The organism is Kitasatospora sp. NPDC089797, assembly GCF_040684795.1.
GTDB lineage: Bacteria > Actinomycetota > Actinomycetes > Streptomycetales > Streptomycetaceae > Kitasatospora.
This window is the reverse complement of record NZ_JBFBGS010000088.1, coordinates 1-19544: the sequence shown is the minus strand read 5'-3', so window position 1 is coordinate 19544 and position 19544 is coordinate 1. Positions and strand designations below refer to the sequence as shown.

At 70.3% G+C, this 19544-nt stretch carries 15 protein-coding genes; 6 read left to right on the top strand and 9 right to left on the bottom strand.

What is annotated here, in order from left to right; all coding sequences use genetic code 11:
- Positions 1-35 precede the first annotated feature (35 nt).
- Both AB0O91_RS40005 and AB0O91_RS40000 read left to right on the top strand, forming a co-directional pair.
- Entirely contained in the window at positions 36-4958 is a 4923-nt protein-coding gene (locus AB0O91_RS40005; protein ID WP_363444093.1) for a polymorphic toxin-type HINT domain-containing protein, read from the top strand.
- Positions 4959-4971: 13 nt separating this feature from the next.
- Entirely contained in the window at positions 4972-5460 is a 489-nt protein-coding gene (locus AB0O91_RS40000) for a hypothetical protein (protein ID WP_363444089.1), read from the top strand.
- Between the two features lie 123 nt (positions 5461-5583).
- Here AB0O91_RS40000 and AB0O91_RS39995 read toward each other — a convergent pair whose 3' ends face one another.
- Positions 5584-6813, bottom strand: coding sequence for an acetylhydrolase (locus tag AB0O91_RS39995; protein ID WP_363444087.1), 1230 nt, complete (start codon positions 6811-6813; stop codon positions 5584-5586).
- A 203-nt stretch (positions 6814-7016) separates the two neighbouring features.
- Here AB0O91_RS39995 and AB0O91_RS39990 point away from each other — a divergent pair, with 203 nt between their 5' ends.
- Genes AB0O91_RS39990 through AB0O91_RS39980 form a run of 3 tightly spaced genes read left to right on the top strand, consistent with a single transcriptional unit; the run spans position 7017 to position 8664 of the window.
- Positions 7017-7445: a hypothetical protein gene (locus AB0O91_RS39990; protein WP_363444084.1), complete on the top strand. Its 429-nt coding sequence runs from the start codon at positions 7017-7019 to the stop codon at positions 7443-7445.
- Positions 7446-7471: 26 nt separating this feature from the next.
- A complete protein-coding gene (locus tag AB0O91_RS39985) occupies positions 7472-7675 on the top strand; it encodes a helix-turn-helix transcriptional regulator (protein WP_363444095.1) in 204 nt (67 codons plus the stop codon).
- The gene (locus AB0O91_RS39980) at positions 7672-8664 is read left to right on the top strand and encodes an NAD(P)-dependent alcohol dehydrogenase (RefSeq protein ID WP_363444082.1); all 993 of its coding nucleotides are present in this window, start codon (positions 7672-7674) and stop codon (positions 8662-8664) included. Before AB0O91_RS39985 ends, AB0O91_RS39980 begins: the two co-directional genes overlap by 4 nt.
- Positions 8665-8737: 73 nt before the next feature.
- Here AB0O91_RS39980 and AB0O91_RS39975 read toward each other — a convergent pair whose 3' ends face one another.
- On the bottom strand, positions 8738-9103 hold the full coding sequence (locus AB0O91_RS39975; protein WP_363444079.1) for a hypothetical protein: 366 nt from the start codon (positions 9101-9103) through the stop codon (positions 8738-8740).
- Between the two features lie 170 nt (positions 9104-9273).
- Here AB0O91_RS39975 and AB0O91_RS39970 point away from each other — a divergent pair, with 170 nt between their 5' ends.
- Positions 9274-10245: a DUF4331 family protein gene (locus AB0O91_RS39970; protein WP_363444077.1), complete on the top strand. Its 972-nt coding sequence runs from the start codon at positions 9274-9276 to the stop codon at positions 10243-10245.
- 6 nt (positions 10246-10251) lie between these two features.
- On the opposite strand, the gene AB0O91_RS39965 is transcribed toward AB0O91_RS39970, so the two are convergent.
- From AB0O91_RS39965 to AB0O91_RS39935, 7 genes are all read right to left on the bottom strand, one after another.
- Complete coding sequence (locus tag AB0O91_RS39965) at positions 10252-10500, bottom strand: helix-turn-helix transcriptional regulator (RefSeq protein WP_363444074.1); 249 nt, start codon at positions 10498-10500, stop codon at positions 10252-10254.
- 126 nt (positions 10501-10626) lie between these two features.
- Complete coding sequence (locus tag AB0O91_RS39960; RefSeq protein ID WP_363444071.1) at positions 10627-10890, bottom strand: hypothetical protein; 264 nt, start codon at positions 10888-10890, stop codon at positions 10627-10629.
- Positions 10891-11050: 160 nt separating this feature from the next.
- Positions 11051-11176 carry a hypothetical protein gene (locus AB0O91_RS39955; protein ID WP_363444068.1) on the bottom strand — a complete coding sequence of 42 codons (126 nt, stop codon included), beginning with the start codon at positions 11174-11176 and terminating at the stop codon, positions 11051-11053.
- Positions 11177-11705: 529 nt separating this feature from the next.
- Positions 11706-12044 (bottom strand): hypothetical protein, encoded by a 339-nt coding sequence (locus AB0O91_RS39950; protein WP_363444065.1) that lies wholly within the window; start codon positions 12042-12044, stop codon positions 11706-11708.
- Positions 12045-12254: 210 nt separating this feature from the next.
- Positions 12255-12782: a hypothetical protein gene (locus AB0O91_RS39945; RefSeq protein ID WP_363444062.1), complete on the bottom strand. Its 528-nt coding sequence runs from the start codon at positions 12780-12782 to the stop codon at positions 12255-12257.
- Positions 12783-13004: 222 nt separating this feature from the next.
- Positions 13005-13361, bottom strand: coding sequence for a hypothetical protein (locus tag AB0O91_RS39940; protein WP_363444059.1), 357 nt, complete (start codon positions 13359-13361; stop codon positions 13005-13007).
- 148 nt (positions 13362-13509) lie between these two features.
- Positions 13510-19544 (bottom strand): ricin-type beta-trefoil lectin domain protein (locus AB0O91_RS39935; RefSeq protein WP_363444056.1); only part of this gene is annotated, 6035 nt, incomplete at its 5' end.

The following is a 19544-nucleotide window of genomic DNA, read 5'->3' as shown; positions in this document are numbered from 1 at the left end:
CCGACGGCAAGCCCAGGGGTGCCTCCGTCGCCGGGGTGAAGAGCGGAAACCGGCCCGACTCCGACTGGCTGTCCGGTCAGATCCTGGAGACGGACACCTACACCGACTCCTCCGCTGACGCGGGTTCGCCGGTGTCGTACACCGTCAACAGCTACGAGAACCCGTCCGACCGGGCCACCCACAAGCGCGCCGGCCTGCCGGACCTGGTCGCCCGCTACGGGTCCACCAGGACGACCAAGACCACCACGGCCGTCACCACGACCGGCACCTGGGACACCTCGACGGTGACCATCACCGATCCGGGCAACAACAACCGGGTCACCAGCTCGCTGAGTACCGCCGACGGCACGCCGGACGTGTGCACCCGCCAGAGCTACGCGAGCGGCGGCAGCGCCCAGATGACCGCCCTGGTCTCCGAGGTGCTCGTCGTCTCCGGCGCCAACGCCTGTACGGCCGGCCAGACGTCGGCCAACACGGTGTCCGACACCCGTACCCTCTTCGACGGCCAGGGCTTCGGCGGTGCCGGGACGAAGGCGGACGTGACCGGGACCCAGGTGCTGGACGGCTACGACGGCAATGGCGCGGCGCAGTTCGTCACCACCTCCGCCACCACGTACGACGCCTATGGCCGGATTGCCTCGGTGACGGACCCGACGGTCACCGACGGCGCCAACCCCAACGGCGCGGTCGCCACGACCGCGTACAGCTCCGCCAACCCGGGCGAGCTGCCCAACAAGGTGGTCACCGGCAGCCCGGCCCCGGCCGGCGCACCGGACGCGGGCACCGCCCGCACGACCACGACCACACTCAACCCGGCTCGCGCCATGGCGCTCACCTCGACGGACGTCAACGGTCGCACCACCAGTCAGAGTTACGACGGCCTGGGACGGCTGACGGCGGTCTGGCTGCCCGGTCGGGACGCCGGGTCCGGCGCCAGCTACAGCTACGACTACGCGGTGAACGGCACCGACTCGCCGTCCACTGTCACGACGAAGTCCCTGCGTCCGGGCGGCACCGCCTACGGGAAGTCGACGCAGATCGTCGACGGCCTGGCCCGGGCGGTGCAGACCCAGACCGACCCGGCGATCGCGGCCTACCATGGCCGGCTGATCGCGGACACTTTCTACGACTCGCAGGGCCGGATCGGCCAGTCCTACCAGCCGTACTACGAGGACACCAACGTCCCCAACACGACCCGGTGGATCCCGGACGGCGCCTCGGTGCCGAACCAGAGCGTCGTGCAGTTCGACGGTCTGGGGCGGGCAGTGAGCACGCAGTTCGTGGCGCTGGGTACGCTTCAGGCCACGACGACCACCGCGTACCCCGGTGCGGACCGGGTCGACGTGTCACCGCCGGCGGGTGCCACCGCGACCAGCACGGTCACCGACGCCCGCGGGCGCAAGACGCAGCTCTGGCAGTACCGGACAGCCGCGGCGACCGGCAACCAGGCAGACGCCGACGTCACTGGTTACACCTACACGCCGGGTGGTCAGGCGGCCACCCGGGTGGACGCGGCCGGGAACACCTGGAGTTTCGGCTACGACCAGCGCGGACGGGTGGTGCGTTCCGACGACCCGGACACGGGCGTCGCCACCCGCAGCTACGACGGTGCGGGCCGGCTGGCATCGACGACGGACGCGCGAGGGCAGAGCGTCGCAATCACCTACGACCTGTTGAACCGGAAGACCGGTACCTACAACGGGTCGGTCGCGCCGGCGAACCAGCTGACCGGTTACTCGTACGACACCGTGGTGAAGGGCCAGATCACGGGCTCGACCCGCTATGTGGGCGGTGTTGGTGGTTCGGCCTACACCAAGTCGGTCGGTGAGTACGACGTGGCCTACCGGGCGACCAGGACCAGCATCTCCATTCCCGGCAGTGAGATCGGCCGGACGGGGCAGGCAACCTTCGACTACACGGCGGCCTACAACCCGGTCAGTGGTTCGCTCGTGTCGGAGGGCCGGGCTGCGGCGGGTGACCTTGCCCAGGAGGCGGTGAACTACAACTACGAGGCGTACGGGCAGCTCAACGACGTCAGCGGCTCGGGGTACACGTACCTGCGCCAGGCGGACTGGGACGCGTACGGGCGCAACATCCGGGACACGATGAATCCTTGGGGCACCCAGGTCGTCTCCACCAACACCTACGACGAGCCGACCGGGCGGCTGCTGACCCAGTACGTGGACAAGCAGACCTCGACGACGGGAACGGTGCAGAACACGACGTACGCGTACAACCCGGCAGGTCGGATCACCGGGATCCGGACGACCCCGGACAACAGTCCGGACCGGACGGACCTGCAGTGCTTCTCCTACGACTACCTGGGCCGGCTGACCACGGCGTGGTCGGACACCGGGCGGCTGAACCAGCCGACCCCGTCGCTGGCCGGGCAGGGTGCGTGCGCCAACCCGACGCCCACCAGCGGGGCTTCGACGCCGGGAACGACCACGGTCGGCGGCAGCGCGCCGTACTGGCAGGACTACACCTACGACGCGGTCGGCAACCGCACCAAGCTGGTCATGCACAACCCGACCGGCGACCAGTCGAAGGACCTGACCCTCGACCAGACCTTCCCGGCCACCGGCGCCCGCAACACGCCGACCACGGCGGCGGGTACGGGCGGCGGCACCGGTGGTGTGCACGCGCCGACGGCGGTCAAGTCCACCTTCCCCAACAATGGCAGTGTGCCGGGCAGTTACCAGTACGACGCGGCGGGGAACACGACGAAGATCGCCAACCCCGGTGCGAACAAGACCATGGGTGCCGGGTTCGTGCTCAACCCCGGTGAGAGCGTGCGGTCCAGCAGCGTGCAGCTGACGATGCAGCCGGACGGCAACCTGGTGCTGACCTCGCTGCGGACCGGGCTGGTCACCTGGTCGAGCGACACCGCCAACCACCCGGGTGCGTGGGCGACGATGCAGGACGACGGCAACTTCGTCGTCTACGACCCGCAGCGGGTCCCGCTGTGGTCCTCGCAATCGTGGACCGGCCCGAACAGCAAGTTCTTCGCGGTCGTCCAGGACGACGGCAAGTTCATGGTCTACGGGCCGGGCTGGAGCCCGAAGTGGGACTCCAAGACCTGGACGACGGTGGACGCGGCCAACGGCGCGGAGATGACCTGGGACGTCGAGGGCAAGCTCGCCACGATGAAGCAGGGCAGTGCCACCACCTCCTACGTCTATGACGCGGACGGCAACCAGCTGATCCGCCGCAACCCCGGCAAGGTCACCGTCAACCTCGGCGGCGGCGACGAACTCACCTACGACACCGGCTCCAAGACCAGCACCGGCACCCGCTACTACAGCCTGCCCGGTGGCGTCACCCTGGTCCGCCAGGGCGCGAACGCGCTGACCTACCAGTTCGCCGACCACCACGGCACCAACAGCCTGTCCATCGACTCCGCGACCACCGCGGTGAACCGCCGGTGGACCGACCCGTTCGGCGTCCTGCGCGGCTACGGTTCGGCCAACTCCTGGTCCGGGGACAAGGGGTACGTCGGCGGCCTGAAGGACGACGCCACCGGCTTCACCAACCTGGGCGCCCGCCAGTACCAGCCCGCCACCGGCCGCTTCCTCAATCCCGACCCGGTCATCGACGCGGCCAACCCCCAACAGTGGAACGCCTATGCCTACAGCACCAGCGACCCGACCAACCTGAGCGACCCCGGCGGCCTCCGCCCCGAGGGGGTCTGCGGCGGCTTCGGCACCTGCTACACCGACAAGGGCGACGTCATCACCGAGACGTTCAAGCCCGAGGGCCACGGTGTCTGGACGGAGAAGTACTGGAGCGACGGGAACGGCACCGCCGAGTTCCCGAACATCGTCAGCCCGCACTACTTCATCATCACCAGGGGCGGAACGCTCTGGGGCAACGTCCGCGAAGCCACGGACAGCGCCTCCTGGTTCCCGGGCCTGAACGTGCCGGCCACCGTGCTGGGTGCCGCCATGGACATCAAGGACGGCAAGTACCTGGACGCCGCCGAGGGCCTGGCGAGCATCCTTCCTGGCGGCCGTGCCGTCGGCGTGGTCGGAAAGGCGGAGAAGGCCGAGAAGGCGGGTGCGACCGTCGCGAAGGACCTGGAGAAGGTCGAGGGGGAGGTGGCCGGTGCTTGCCCGAACCCGCTCCTGGCGGCGACGGCCACCCACAGTTTCCTGCCCGGCACCAAGGTTCTGCTGGCGGACGGGAGGAGCAAGGCGATCGAGGACCTCCAGCCCGGTGACCAGGTCGAGGCCACGGATCCGGCCACCGGAAAGTCCGAGCCGAAGCCTGTCACGCGCACGATCCGCACGCCCGACGACAGCTGGTTCACCGACCTGACCCTGCAGGCCACCGACCCCGCCACCGGGGCAGCCGGACGGACGGAGAACCTCACCAGCACCCAGCACCACCCGTTCTGGGACGAGACCACGCACCGTTGGACCGACGCGGCCAACCTCCGGCCGGGTGAGACGGTCCGTACCGCGGAGGGCCGAACCCTCACCATCCGGACGGTCCGGAACTACGAGACAGCCCCGCAGGTCGCCTACGACCTCACCATCGCTGACATCCACACGTACTACGTGCTGGCCGGCGAGACGCCCGTCCTGGTCCACAACAACGGTGGGATCCCTGAGTGCTTCGCCGCCGGTACCCCGAAGCACCGTGTGCGCGACATCGAGGCTGACGCCGAGGGTTTCATCCACCCGCCTACGGCCGACGAGCTCCAGACCTTGAAGGTGAGCGGGGCATCGACCTATCGGACCGTCGGTGAACTGCGGGACCAGGGGCTGACGGGGAAGGTCCGGAACCCCAACGCGCCCCTGCCCGACGGGCTCGGCATGATCGCGGACGGTAAGGATGTCGGCGGGACGCAGCCGCACGGGCACATTACGCTCTATCCGACCAGGAAGATGACCCCGGAGGAGTTCACCGGTCTGCTCAGGGGCATGGACTGGCAGAACTCCGCTGTCCAACACTGATCAGGGAGGATTGGTGGACGGTTCGAAGTCCGATGAGGACCTGTGGGCTCTGGTGGTGACGGCCGAACAGCAGGTTGCCAGGGCGCGCGCGGATTTCTACCAGAACGCGGGTTCACGCCGTGCCGTTCTGTCAGCCGCGTTGCGCGGGTCGGCCTGGGATCGGGGAGCGGCGCTGTCGTTCCTGGAGGGCCTGCCGAGTGATGTCCCCACCTTGCTCGACCAGTTGGTCGGCATCTCGTTGTCGACCGGATCCGCACTCGCGGCGAGGAAGGCCATTGCCGCCAGGAACCCGCAGGTGACGAGGTCGGAGGTGCGGCGACTCGTGGAGGAGCAGCTTCCGACCGCCGATGCCGATGACTGGCGCAGGCTGGCCGAGCTCCACCTGCACCTGAACGACCGGGTGGCACTCCGCGGGATGGCCGCTCGGGCGGAGGGGAGCGGGGACCCGGAGATCCGTGAGGTGGGACAGGACATCCTGGACTGGCTCTCGGAGGACTCGTGAGTTAGCGGAGGCACCTGTCGGGTGTGATCCGGTGGCCCCTGCTGCGGATGCGGCAGGGGCCACCGGCCGTTCGTACCGGCCGGGGCGGCCGTAGCCCCGTGGGGGCCGCCCGGTGGCCTCCCGTCACGGGAGGAACGCGACCTCCGGGAACTGCGCGGACGGGCCGTCGAGGAGGGTGCCGCGGCGGTGGCGGAGGTGGCGGTCGAAGAAGGCGAGCGGGTAGGCCTGTTGGATCGCGATGCCGCGGTCGGGGGCGAGGGTGCCGACCTGCTGCTGGATCTGTTGTTCGGTCATCCCGAGCAGCTTCCCCGCCTGCGGGATCAGGGTCATGTTGTCGCCGTAGGAGCTGTGGACGGCGCCGGCGGCCTGGAGGTTGAGCCGCCAGCCGCGCAGGTGGGTCCAGAAGGTCTCGGCGTCCGAGCCCGGGGTGCGCGGCCAGACGGCGGTCATCATCAGGAACGGGCGGTCCAGGTCGGTGGTGATGGTCGGGATCATCGGCCCGTCCAGGCTGAGTCCGGCCCGGACGCGGGGGTCCAGGACGGTGCTCTGGGCGGTGACACTGCCGCCCTTGGACCAGCCGAACATGCCGATGCGCTGCGGGTCGAGGGCGCCGAGCAGGCCCTCGGGCAGCGCGCGGCCGTCGGCGTCGGGGTTGCGGCCGGCGGCCAGTTCCTCGACGCAGTCGAGCACGAAGCGGAAGTCCGGGATGTACGCCCGTACGCCGGTGTCGGCCGTCGGGTCGGTGGCCGGGGTGAGCACGGGGCCGCCGGGGAACCGGGTGAAGGCGTCATGCGGGAAGTCGACGGTGATCACCGCGTAGCCGTGGCTGGCGAGCTCCTGGACGATGACGGTGTGGTCGCCCCGGTGGCTGTGCGCGCCGTGCGCGTACACGACGACGGGCAGCCGGTGGCCGGACCGGCGCACGGGCGCGCCCAGGTGCCCGGCGGTGAGCGGGGCGAGCGAGAGCGGCAGGGGGAAGCCGGCGTCGTCGAGAAAGGCCTGCAACGGTCCGTCGGCCAGCCAGGGGGCGAGCGGGAGGCCGTCCGTCCGGCGGGCCGGGTACCAGACGCTCGCCATCAGCTCCCGGTAGCGGCCGGCGCCGGCCGCAGGGTCCGGCCGGGAGGTGTCGCGCAGGTGCAGTTCGACGGTGCCGACGCGGTGCGGGCCGGTGGGCTCGGGCAGGGTGAGCCGGTTCGGGGTGAGCCGGTTCGGGGCGCCGCCGGAGGGCGCCGGGGTCGTCGCCCGGGCGGTGGAGGCCAGGCCGAGCGGGGCGGCGACGCCCAGGGCCAGCGCGGTGCCCAGCACGCGGCGGCGGGTCGGTCCGGTGGAGTCGGTGAGCGGCGTGGTGTCCATGGCCGGAACGCTGTCACGCGGCCGGGGAGGCCGGCATCGGCCCCCCGATTGATCTCGCGAACGACCCTATTGGTCCACGGGTTTACACCCCCGGGCTGATGCGCGGTGCGGCCGCGCGGGCGGTGATGTACAGAATCCTTGACACCGGGTCGGACTTCCTTGACACTCTCCGATGTCGGGTTTTTTTGACATGGGAGGGGTTCATGGCTTTCGAGGAGAAGCGCGCCTGGATACTCGGCCTGGTATCGGTCGTCGCCTACGCGCTCTATCTGACGGTTGTTCTGGACAGTTCGGTGGAGGGCGAGTTGGCGCGGACACCGTACGTGGCGACGCTGTTGTGGACGGTGGGCGGGTCGATCCTCGCCTCCATCGGGCTGACCGTCCTCACCGCGGTCGTCTCGCCGGAGGGGGCGAACCACAAGGACCAGCGGGACCGGGAGATCCACCGCTTCGGCGTCCACGTCGGGCAGGGGTTCCTGGTGCTGGCGGTGGTGGCGGGCCTGGTCCTGGCCATGGCGCGGTGCGACCCGTTCTGGATCGCGAACGCGATCTTCCTGGGCGTGGTGCTGTCGGCGGTGCTCGGCGCGGTGGCGAAGATCGCCGCGTACCGCTGGGGGGCCCAGCCGTGGTGAGGCCGCCGACGCGGGTCACCAACCGGATCCGGGCGCTGCGGTTCGCGGCGGCGGAGATGACCCAGGCGGAGCTGGCCCGGCGGATCGGGGTGACCCGGCAGACCGTGATCGCCATCGAACAGGGCCGCTACTCACCGACCCTGGAGCTGGCCTTCCAGATCGCGCGGGTGTTCCGCGCCCCGCTGGACGACGTCTTCCAGTACCCGGACGAGAGCGAGGGCGGGTCATGATGCGCGCGATCGTGCACAGCGTCTACGGCGGGCCGGAGGTGCTGCGGCCGGCCGAGGTGGAGCGGCCGCGGCCGGGGCCGGGGGAGGTGCTGGTGGAGGTGCACGCCTCCGCCGTCGACCCCGGGGTGTGGCACGTGACCGCCGGACTGCCCTACCTGGTCCGGGCCACCCCGTTCCGGCTGCGGCGCGGCGTCGCCCGGGTACGCGGTACGGACGTCGCCGGGCGGGTGGTCGGGGTCGGTGCGGACGTCTCCCGACTCGCCGTCGGCGACGAGGTGTTCGGCAGCTGCGACGGCGCGTTCGCCGAGTACGCCCGAGTCCGCGCCGACCGGCTGGCGCGGATGCCGGCCGGGCTGGACTTCCGGGAGGCCGCCGTGCTGCCCGTCTCCGCGTGCACCGCGCTGCAGGCGCTGCGGGACCGGGGGCGGCTGCGGCCCGGGCAGAGCGTGCTGGTGATCGGCGCCTCGGGCGGCATCGGGGTCTTCGCCGTCCAGTTGGCCAAGGCGCTCGGCGCCGGGCACGTGACCGCCGTCTGCGGGCCGGACCGGGAGGAACTGGTCCGCTCGCTGGGTGCGGACGAGGCCGTCGACCACACCCGCGCGGACCCGACGGCGGACCCGACGGCGGGTGACCGCCGGTACGACCTGGTCCTCGACCTCGCCGGGAACCGTCCGCTGGCCGCGCTCCGCCGGGTGCTGGCCCCGCGCGGCACCCTGGTGCTGGTCGGCGGGGAGGGCGGCGGGCGCTGGTTCGGCGGGCTGGGGCGGCAGTTGGGCGCGTTGGCGCGCTCCCCGTTCTCCCGGCGGCGGTTCGCCGCGCTGGTCGCGACCCAGCCCGCGGCGGACCTGCGGCTGCTCGCGGAGCTGGTGGAGCGCGGGGCGCTGCGGCCGGTGGTCGACTCCTGCTATCCGCTCGCCGAGGTGCCGGCCGCGGTGCGGCGGCTGCGGGCGGGCCGGGTGCGGGGGAAGCTGGCGGTCTCCGTGCGGTGAACGACGGGGCGGGAGTGGGAAGTCGGCCGATCCGACGTCCCACTCCCGCCGCTCTCCGTGTGCCGTGGTCCGCTCAGTTGAAGACCAGGAGATCGGTGCGCATCGGCAGCGAGCTGCCCCAGTCGATGTTGATCTTGAACGTCACCACGCCGTTGGCGGCGGCCACGCTCGACACCTGGAACGCGGCCGCGCCGACGAAGCGGTTCCCGTTGGCGTCGATCTCGGAGGCGGTGACGACGACGGTCGAGTCGACCCCGATGACGTTCCAGTTCAGCTGGAGGTTGAACGTCCCGTGCGACGGCGTCCACGTCCACCAGGCGCGCCAGACGGCGCCGACGTTGCCGCCGACGTCCGCGAGGTTCTGTCCGTGCTCGGCGGGCAGCGAGTGGTGCACGATCTGCGGGATCTCGGAGGAGGCGGAGGATTCGGTTGCGGTCATGGCGGCAACTCCTTGCGCCGGGAGGGCCTTCGGGCCCTCCGAATACACCGAGTGTCAGTCAGTGTGCGGAGCGTCGGCAATCACTCGTGCGAGTGAACCTCCGGCGGGTTGGGGGAACGTGGACGTGGTGCGCGGCAGCCGGGCGCCCCCCGCCTGCTACCAAAAGCCCCATGTCCCACCACCTCAGCGGCCCCAACCTCCGCTCCCCGCGCGGCGACGCCCGCCTCGACCTGACCGACCTGTTTGCCTTCCCGGCGGCCGACGCGTCCGGCCGGACCGTCCTGATCATGAACGTGAACCCCTACGCGCCCACCCAGGGCGCCGAGTTCCACCCCGACGCGGTCTACCGGATCAACGTGGACAACGACGGCGACCACCACGCCGACGTCGCCTACTCCTTCACCTTCTCCGCGCCCGCGAGCGGCACCGGCGGGCAGACCGTCACCGTCCACCGCTCCACCGGCTCCGCCGCCCGCACGCACGAACCCACCGGCGACGTGCTGTTCTCCGCCGCCCCGGTGGCCTTCGGCGACGCGCCCGACGTGGTCGAGGCGAACGGCCGCAAGCTCTCCGTCGGCCTGCGCAGCGACCCCTTCTTCGCCGACCTCGAGGGCATCGTCAACGACTTCACCTGGACCGGCAAGGACGCGATGGCCGGGGCCAACGTCTTCGGCATCGCCCTCGAAGTCCCGGACGACGACCTCGGCCCGGACCCGACCATCGGCCTCTGGTGCCGGGTCAGCCTGCGCCAGGACGGCCGACTGGTCTCCGTCGACCGGGGCGCCCACCCGTCCCTGACCGCCTACTTCAACGCCGAGGGGGCCAAGGACGCGTACAACGCGGCCGAACCCGCCGACGACTGGGACACCTACCGCGAGCCCTGGACGGCCGTCCTCCAGCACACCGGCGACTACACCACCGCGGCCGCCACCGAGACCCTGAAGCTCGTCCTCCCCGACATCCTCCGCTACGACCGCTCCCGCCCGGCCGGCTACCCCAACGGCCGCACCCTGGTGGACGACGTCACCTCGGCCCGGCTCACCATGATCTCCGGCGGCAAGATCACCAGCGACCACATCGGCCCGCACACCGACCTGCTCCCGACCTTCCCCCACCTCGGCCACCCGCACCCGGTCGGCTGAGGCCCGTCACCGGGGTTCTTCCGGGGCCGTCCGCAGCGCCTCCGACAGCCTCGTCACCAACGGCAGCGTCGGCGCCGCGTGCCCCGCCTCGACCGCCCGCACCTGTCCCTCGCTCAGCCCCGCCCGCTCGGCGAGCTCGGCCGGCGACCACCCCAACTCCGTGCGCCGCTCCCGCACCGCCCGGGCCAGGTCCCCGGCCGGATCGCCGTCGGGGTGGGCGGGGAAGTCCTCGATCAGGGGGCGTCTGCCGTTCACCGAATCTCCTCAACTGCGCTCGGGGGCGCACAGTGTGGCAGCGGGACGGCCGGAAAAGGGTGAAGGGGCGGTCAAGTTTCCTCGACCGCCCCTCGGTTGGGCGTCCCGGCCACCCCGGCCGGTGGATCAGTCCCCGGTGAACCCGATCCGCAGGTCGGGTTCCGCTCGGCACCTGCGTCCCCAGGTCAGGAGCAGGCGCAGGACGGTCCGCTCGTCGGGTTCCAGCGCGCCGAAGCTCACGGCTTCGAGCTCCTGCACGAGACGCCGGACGGATTCACCTTGGAACCGGTGGTCCTGATAGGGATCCAGATCCGCCAGGATCGGCAGTCTGTCCCGTCCGATCCGCTCGACGGCGGAGCGGAGCTCGCCGTCCTCGACGTGGCGTTCCACCGCACCGATCGGAGCCGGCGGCCCGGCGGGCCGTCTGGTCCTGGCCGTGGACTTCACCCGTCGTAGTTCGATGACGAATCCCATGTGTCTCCTCTCGCGGTCGGCGCCGAAGGGGCGGCCCCGGAACCTCCCGGGGGGGGGGACTGCTACTCGGCGGCGGTCATTTCTCCCTGATCTTCTTGAACTCCTGGTAGAGGATCCTCTGCCCCTCGACGATGTTGGCCCAGCTCAGGACCGTCCAGAGGGCACGGCCGACGGCCACGAGGCCGGAAACGATGATGTCCATCAAACTCCTGAATTCTTCACTGGGAGCGCGGTGCGCTGCTCACCCCTCCGGCTCGGGCCGGTGGTTCCGGGCCCGGGTTGCCGGGTTCTGTAGTTCCGTGACCCTGAGCGGAGGAAGTCCCAGCGCCTCACCCGGCTGTCCGTTGTCCTGCAGCCAACGACCGTACGAGAACGGTGCCCCTTCGTCGGATCCGGCCACGGCCCGCCGATAGGCCGTGTCGATCTCGGTCGGATCGGCCGCCGGATCGGATGCGAGCGCCTCGGCCGGCGCCAGATCGGCCGAGTGGACGCCGTGGGCGGCCGCCTGCCAGCAGGTTCGCCCCCGGGATCCCGGCGCCCGCCCTGGAGACGGCTGCCGCCTTGGCCCGGGTGAGATCCCCCGAATCCGCATGGGCCTTCACCAGGCGAGCCCTGTACCGCAGCGAGCCGAGACGGGAACCCGTGCGCCGCAGAAGCCTTCGGATCGTGTCCACAGAACCCGTTCCTTCGGGGCGGCGGCGGTCAAGTCTCCTTGGCCGCCGCCGCTCGATTCACGCGCCCCGGGCGTGTCGCTGACGTTCCTGACCGGTGTCGAAGTGCCGGTCCAGGTAGGCCTCCCCGTCCAGCTCGCTGTCGCGAAGCAGCGAGAACACCTCGTCCCCGTCCCCCGGAGGACCGTCGGTCGCCAGGCGGTACGACTGCGCGAACTCCAGGTACTCGACCCCGTTCTCACGCGCGTACCGCCCGGCCTCCTCCTCCGCCCGCCCGATCGCCTCGTCCGCCGACCCGGCTCGCCACAGCGTCAGCCGCTCCTCGTACGACGGCCCCTCCGAGGCCTCCCACCGGAACACGCACCGCACCGCGTACCAGGACTTCTTCGCCGCTGTCATGCCTCATCCGCTCCCCAGCCGACTCGTCGGCCCGTTCCAACGCCTCGGGCTACTTCTCCTCGTCTTCCTTGGTCCCTCTGACCTTTTGGGCGAGGATCCTGCACCCATCGACGAAACTGACTGCATCGCAGACCGCGGCCGACGGCCGTGAGGCCGGAAATGACGACATCCATGTGCTCCCAGCTCGTTCCTCGGCTCTCGCGGCCGGGCTCAGAAGATTTCCAACAGTGGTGAGGTCATGAACGGTTCGAGGGCTGCCGCGATGAAGAACGAGGCGAAGGCCACAGCGGCGGGACCGGGTTCCTCGAACTCCCAGAAGGCTCCGTCGTAGCGGGCCCGCTCGACCCCGTCCCCGTCCCGCACGACGTGTCCGGGGAAGCGGGTGCGGGCCTCGTACGCAAGGGTCGGGGTGCTTATCCTGACGTACCGCCGGCTCGGCCGGAGGGTGCGGACTGCCGACACCCGGCCCGGCTCCCCGAGCAGGGTGATGTCCAGTCCGCGGCGAACACGCCGCCGGGCGGGATAGCCGGGGTTGAACATGCCGTCGACCGACAGGACGCAGGCCCCGTCCAACACGAAGTCCCACTGTTCGAGACGGCTGCCGAAGGACGTCACGGCGCCGGTGCGCCTGCGGTCGACGCGTACGGTGCCGAGCGGAGAGTCGATCTCCGCGGAAACGCCCTGGGGTTTCACCGGGTCGAGCCATTGACGCCGCTTTCCGATGTGGCGCATTTGCACGGCAGGTGCTCCTCGGATTCCTGTTCTCGAGAACGGTCGGGCTGCACGAGGGCGGGACACCCGGACGTGCCCCGCCACCGCAGTGCCTCGGTTCTTCTCCGCCTGATCCCGCTGAACTCTGCCGAGTTCTGATTCTTGTACGTCGGTGCCGGGTGCGGCATCAGCGGCAGAGCTTGAAATCGAGGTCGGTCCCGGCTCGGGCGGAGTCGAATTCCGTGGTAGTCATTCGTCCCGGCGCCAGGGGAGGAGCCTCCCCAGCCAGTCCTTTCGGGGTTCGGCATCCGTTGCGGACCTCTTGAGTTCCGGATAGGCATCGTCGGGCCTGTTGTGTCCGGTGTCGAGGTCCTCGCCGGCTCGAGTGGACACCCAGCCGGGGCCGTAGTTGGACCAGACCGATACGCCGTCATCCGTCATCTGTACGACGAAAGGGATTTCGGTGCCGGGCGGCGCCTCGCTGTTGACGACGAGCGCGTCGCCGGGTTCCATCCAGAAGTCACTGCCCTCGGGTTCGAGCATGAGCTCCATTCGTCGGTCGCTGCGGTTCTCGATCTCGACTTTGAATCTCACTGTGAGCTCCATTCGGTCATTATGTCACGGATCGGACCGGAAGTATCCGGAAGGTTTGCGGAGTTGGATCAGTTCGGTCTTGGTGACTCCGGAGGTGTGGGCATGGCCCGGGTTGCCCACCACTTTGTGGTGGGCAACCCGGGCCACTAGTCATTCTCGGTCAACGGGACCGGCCGGCCTTTCGCCAGTTCTTGAGGACGTAGCGTGTGGCGGCCGCCCGGGGGCCGGCGCTGGGGCTCGGGTTCCCCCTGAACGCCGAGGCGGCCGCGACCTCCTTGAAATACTTGTGGACGATCCGCACTTCCTTCTTGGTGAAGGTCTTGCGGACATTCCTGACGTGTTCCAGCGTGTGCAGCTTGCGGTTCTCGGTCTTGTTGAGCCACAGCACGCCGTTGCCGAGTTGGTTCGGTGGAACGTTGTGCTTCTGGGCGACGGCTTCCAGCTTCTTCCGATGCTTGGCCACGGACGGGAAGTCCGACACCTTGGTGCCGACTCCCTTCATGCCGCTCACCTTCCGCATCATCGAGACGCCTCGGGTGACACTCTTGGCGGCGACCACCGCGGTGGCGACGACGGCGGTGGCGCCGACGGCGGCGGCGACCACCGTCGCTGCCATGACGGCTGCCTGTTGCCAGTTGCCGGTGGCCGCGTAGGACACGGCGGACACGGCGGCGGCGACGGAGCCGATGGGGCCGGGGATGTAGGCCGCGACCTCGGCGACCTTGGCGACGACCTCCACCGTCTTCTTCAGCCACTTGGGCATGCCCCAGTTGCCGTCGAGGTCGGTGCAGTTGATCGGGTCGCCGGTGCAGTAGTCGTACGGGCTGGCGTTGCCGCCGGGCACCGGGTCGACCTGGAGGAACCGGCCGAGGGCCGGGCTGTAGAGGCGGGCACCCATGAGGATGTCGCCGTCCTGGGCTTCGGCGGAGCGGAGCTTGCCGCCGAGCCAGCCGTAGCGGACGGTGGCCTGACCGTCCTGGGGGATGCCGAACTCGTCGAAGTCCAGTACCACCGGCTTGGTCAGCGCGGTGTCCGTGGTGATGACCACGGAGCCGAACAGATTGGTGAGCTGCAGCTGGACGTCACCGGTCTTGCCGGTGGTGGCGACCAGGTCGGCGTCCGGACCTGAGACGTTGCGCGTCAGAGTGCCCTGAGCGGTGTTCTCGACGGTCCACCGGACGTGGTCCGAGTCGTCGCCGTAGTGGTTCAACTTCGACGAGGAGTCGGCCCAGGTCCCGTCGGTCTGCTTCTTGCTGGTGGTGAACGAGGTCAGGCGGTGGGCGGCGTCAACGGCCCACTCCTGCTTGGTGTCCCCCTTCTCCTGGGCGGCGACCTTGTCGTTCGCCCAGTAGGTGTTGGTGGCGCCGGTGGCGGTCTTCACCGTGCGGCCGAAGGCGTCGTAGACGAAACCGGCGTCCGTGAGGCGGTCGGCGCTGTCGTAGGTGTGGTTCTCCGCCGTGGCTCCGGCTGTGCTGCACTCACCGGCCGCCCCGCGCGGGGAGGCCTGCTTGGACAGGCGGTTGGAGTGGGCGTCGAAGGCGTACTGACGGGTGACACAGCCGGCGGCGACCGTTGTCTGCTCGGCCTTCACCAGCCGGCCGAGCCGGTCGTACTGGTAGGACCGGGTGGCGGTGGAGCTGGTGTCCTTGGCCACCTGGCCCTGGGTGGAGATGTCGGTGGTCTGGGCCCAGATCACCGTGTTGTCGGAACTACGGGTGTAGCTGCGGCTGGTGGCTTCGCCGACCGCGTTGAAGGTGTCCTTGCGGACGATTCCGCCCGGGTAGGACTGCTCGACCAACTGGCCGTCCGCACCGTACTTCGCGGTGAACTCGCCGGCGACGCTGTCGTTGATCGAGGTGACCAGCCCGCGGGGTTCCTTGGCGCGGTCGTAGGTGTAGCTGGTGGACCCGGTCGGGTCGCTCACCTTCGTCGGCTTGCCGTACCGGTCGAACTCCGTGGTGGTGGTGGCACCGTCGGCGTCCGTGTAGGAGATCAGCCGGCCGAGGGAGTCGAGGACTCGGCTGAGGGACTTGCCGGCTGTGGTGGTCCGTGTCGCGTCGCCCGTCGCCGGGTCGTACTCGACGGTCACCGGCGGCAGCGGCTTACCCTCGTCCGAGGTGATCTCGGTCGAGACGATCCGGTCCAGCCGGTCGTAGACGGTGACGTTCTTGCGGGACTTGCCGGCGTTGGTCTCGATCGTCTCCTCAGGTTGCTTGAAGGCGGAGTAGCGGGTCACCCGCTTCACCGGCAGGGTAGTCGGCATCCGGGTGCCGTCCGCTCCGGTGACTGCACCGCCGGGCAGGGTGACGCAGGCCAGGCCGGCCCACTCCGGGCGGTCGCCGCAGGTGGCGTCGTCCGGATTGGCCTTGGCGGTGTAGAAGACCGATTTGACGGTACCGGCGTCGGTGCCGTTCGAACCCGGCTTGCGTGACTCCAGAGCCCGCCCGGCATCGTCGTACTTGACCGATGCGGTCAGTTTGGCGCCGAGGGCGTCGGTGGTGACCGAAGTCGCCGTCCTCAGCTTCCATCCGGAGGTGCCGCCGATGGGCGTGTCGTAGCCGCGCTTGCTGACGCGCAGCTCGACGTCGTCGGCGTAGCCGTCGATCCGGGCGCCGTCGGTGGCGGTGGTGAGCAGGTGGTAGGTCTGGCCGTCGGGCTTTCCTTCGTCGTAGGTCTTGGTGTTGTGGTCGCGGGCGACCACTGAAGTTCCGGCCGGCAGAGTCGGGTTGACGGTGCTCTTGGTCAGGGTGACGGTGTCGACACCGGCGTGGAAGCGCTCGCCGCCGCTGGCGGTGTTGGTGTCGACCAGGGTGAGCTTGACCTCGTGGTCGCCGCGTGCCAGGTGTACCGACTGGCCGACGGTGAACGGGCTGACGGCGGCTGTGGCGCTGTAGGTGTCGACCGGCTGACCCACGTTCTGGCCGTCGACGGCCCACTGGACGACGCCGTGGTCGCTGTTCTTGGTGAGTTGGCCGGAGAGGACGTAGTCGCCCTCCTCGGGGACGCTGACCCGCATGCTGTCGAAGGCGCCCACCGTCGTTCCGCGGATGCCCAGTTGGGCGCCGCCGGACCAGGTCAGACCGCAGCAGTCACTGTCGATCTGGACCTTGGTGTTGGTGCCCAGCTGCGGGAGCTTCTCGGCCTCGAACGTGACGGTGACGGGGGTGGTCTGTCCGTTCACCTGCTCCGCGAGCGAAGCACGGTAGACAGGGCCGAGCGTCTCCAACTCGTCCAGCCCGTCGGCCGAGTAGACGGTACGCGAATCCAGGGACCGGGCTCGGGAGGCGGAATCCGTGGGGAGGTTCTGCTCGGCCACGAACTTGTCGGTGTCGGGGTGGGTGCCGAGCGCGATGGAGCGGTTGGTGGCTTCCAGGACGCGTACGACATGGCCGAAGCGGTCGTACTCCTTGGTGTCGATGTCACCACCAGGGGTGACGGACGGGGTCGCGGTGTTGACCTCGTTGCCGGAGGCGTTGAGGTAGTGGACGGTGGCAGGCTTGTAGCCGTCCGGGCCGGGCTTGGCGGCGGTGGCCGTGCCGGTGCCCGGGCCGTCCTCGGGGCCGAACACGGCGGCCGCGTCCGTGGGGGCGTCGGTCTGTGCCCACTTGGCCACGTCGGTGCCCGACAGGTCGTACGGGCCGCCGGCGCCGCGGGTCAGCGGTACGTCGTAGACGACGCTGGTCGCGTTCTCACCGGTCACCTTGTCCCTGGTACCCGGCGCGAGCGCGCCGCGACGGACCTTGAGCAGCCGGCCGGGGTCCTGATCGGCTGCGGCCTTGCCGTAGTCGAAGTTCCACGGCAGCTGAGCTGCCGGGGTGATGCTGGTGACCCGGCCCGCGTCGTCGTAGCCGTAGGAGAGCCTCAAGGGGTTGGCCGGGCGCGGGTCCCACACCTGCGACAGGCGGCCCTTGTCGTCGTACGCGTAGTGCGCGACCTCGACGGGCTCCTGCTTGGAGGTGGCCGGGTTCCACGACCAGACCTTCACCCCGCGGACGCGGTCCAGGTAGTCACCCGGGGTCGCGGCCGTGGCGGTGGTCGCCTTGGCGTAGTCGTACTCCATCACCTCGCAGCCGCGCGGCAGCGGGTCGACGGTGCAGCCGTTGACGTCGTCCACGCCCGGCTCGACGGCCGGGATGACGCGCTTGACCAGCGAGCGGCCGTCGGTGGTGTCGTACTGGTAGCGGGTGGTCGACGCGGCGTCCGGGCCGGTCTCGCTGACCACCTGGTAGATGTTCGAACCGGCCTGGCGGGCGAAGACGGTCCTGGAGCCGTCCAGCTCGGTCAGCTCGTAGGTGGTGCCGGCCGTCTGGAGGTCCCAGACCTGGTTGGGGCCCGCCCAGCAGACCCAGATCGAGGCGCCCTTGTCGGCGTCCAGGCACTGGCCCGAGTGACGGTTGGTCACGGTGTTGTTGGGCCGGACCTCCCACTGCTGGTTGTCGCCGCCGTTGCAGCCCCACAGGGTGAGCGGGGTGCCGTTGGCGACCTGGCCCCACGGGTTGTCCAGGCAGTAGCCCAGCAGCCGCAGGGTGAGGTCGTCGCCGCGGGTCCACTGCTGGTTGGCGGCGCCGGTGCACGGGGCGGGCTGGAGCCGCGCGCCGTTGCCGGCGGCGCCGTTGGGCACCTCCAGGCACTGGCCCGAGGTGGACAGCACGATCGCGCCGGATTTGGCCGGGACGGCCTGCAGGGTGAGGGACTCGGCGCCGGGCTCGGGGAAGAACGTTCCGTCGTTGCCCTTGGCGAAGGTCAGCGAGGTGTCGTCGTTGGCCTTGATCTCGACCAGGTCGGACTGCGGGAAGGAGAGCGAACGGTAGTCGCCGCCGGTGCCGGCATCCGGGCCGCCGGCCCACTGCGGGCCGAAGGGGGCGACGAGCTCCTTGAGCGAGAGGTCGTCGAAGAAGACCTCCTTGCCGCTACCGGCGGTGTTGCCGTTGTAGAGGCGGAACCAGGCCTCGGTCGCGTCGGCCGGGACGGCCATGTCGACGGTCAGCTGCTGCCAGCCGTCGGTGAACGAGGCCTTCGGCGAGGCGGTCTCGCCGTAGCCGGCCGGGGTGCGGTACACACCGACCATCCGCAGACCGCGGTTGGCCAGCGGGTTGTCCAGACCGGTGGCACCGGGGACGTAGATCCAGCCGGTGAGCCGGTAGGTGCGGCCGGGCTTCATGCCCTGGCCCATGGTGTACTCGGGGCCGAGCGCTGCGAAGGAGTCCCAGCCGGAGGAGGCCGGGACGACCCGCAGCGAGTCGGTCGAGCTGTCGTGGCCGCGCGCGGTGGAGCGCGAGATGTCGGCCTGACCAGGGGTGAAGCCCGCGGTGTCGGTGCCGATCTGCCGCTGGTTGACCGTCAGCCGCTCGCCCTGGGGCTGCCAGCCGCGGCCGAGGTCGCGAGAGGAGGTGGTGCGCTTGACCGACATGCCGAACTCGTCGGCGTCGGTGACGTCGGTGGAGTAGTCACCGGTGAGCAGGTTGACCGAGCCGGGGCCGATGTTGCTGCTCGCGGCGCCGTCGGCGTTGCGGTCGACCGTCATGGTGTTCCAGACGGTGGTGTAGCCGTTGCCGGAGCCGTCCTCGGGGAACAGCACGGCGCGGACCTGGACGACGCCGCCGACCTGGCCGAGGGTGTCCAGCACGTTCCAGTTGGCGTGCGGGCCGAGGTCCGCGAGCCGCGGCTTGTCCTCGGTGACCGGGGAGTTGTCGGCCTTGGTGAGGTTGGCGCGCGGGACGGTGTACTCGGTGGCGCCGGGGCCGCGGCGGTACTGGTAGACCACCCGCTTGAACTGGGCCTGCGCGTCGACCGAGAGCTTGACGCGCTTGGCGGTCTGGGTGCCGTTGACCGGCGAGCTCATGCCCGCCTGGCCGACCTGGAACACGTACGTCGCGGGCGGGGAGAGGTTCCCCGCACGGTCCTTGGACTGCACCGACAGGACCCGGCGGCCCTCGGTGGTCGGCGTGATGGACGTGGTCAGGGCGCCGGTCGCGGCGACCGTCACCGGGGTGCCGCCGTCCAGGGTGTAGACGTAGGCCGTGGTGTCGTCGGTGCCCGGAGCAGGCGAGAAGGTGAACGAGCCGGGCTGGTTGGCGGTGCCGTGCCAGAGGCCGTCGGACGGGTAGTCGGCCGAACTGACGAACGGCGTACCGGGCTTGACGGTGTCGGCGATGACGTTGGTGCCGACCCATCCGGACCGGGACTTGCCGTCGT

What these genes read in the sequence shown, in the direction of transcription:
- AB0O91_RS39995 (WP_363444087.1), bottom strand. Translation starts at nt 6,813, where the DNA reads ATGGACACCACGCCGCTCACCGACTCCACCGGACCGACCCGCCGCCGC.
- AB0O91_RS39990 (WP_363444084.1), top strand. Translation starts at nt 7,017, where the DNA reads ATGGCTTTCGAGGAGAAGCGCGCCTGGATACTCGGCCTGGTATCGGTC.
- AB0O91_RS39980 (WP_363444082.1), top strand. Translation starts at nt 7,672, where the DNA reads ATGATGCGCGCGATCGTGCACAGCGTCTACGGCGGGCCGGAGGTGCTG.
- AB0O91_RS39975 (WP_363444079.1), bottom strand. Translation starts at nt 9,103, where the DNA reads ATGACCGCAACCGAATCCTCCGCCTCCTCCGAGATCCCGCAGATCGTG.
- AB0O91_RS39970 (WP_363444077.1), top strand. Translation starts at nt 9,274, where the DNA reads ATGTCCCACCACCTCAGCGGCCCCAACCTCCGCTCCCCGCGCGGCGAC.
- AB0O91_RS39955 (WP_363444068.1), bottom strand. Translation starts at nt 11,176, where the DNA reads ATGGACATCATCGTTTCCGGCCTCGTGGCCGTCGGCCGTGCCCTCTGG.
- AB0O91_RS39950 (WP_363444065.1), bottom strand. Translation starts at nt 12,044, where the DNA reads ATGACAGCGGCGAAGAAGTCCTGGTACGCGGTGCGGTGCGTGTTCCGG.
- AB0O91_RS39940 (WP_363444059.1), bottom strand. Translation starts at nt 13,361, where the DNA reads ATGGAGCTCACAGTGAGATTCAAAGTCGAGATCGAGAACCGCAGCGAC.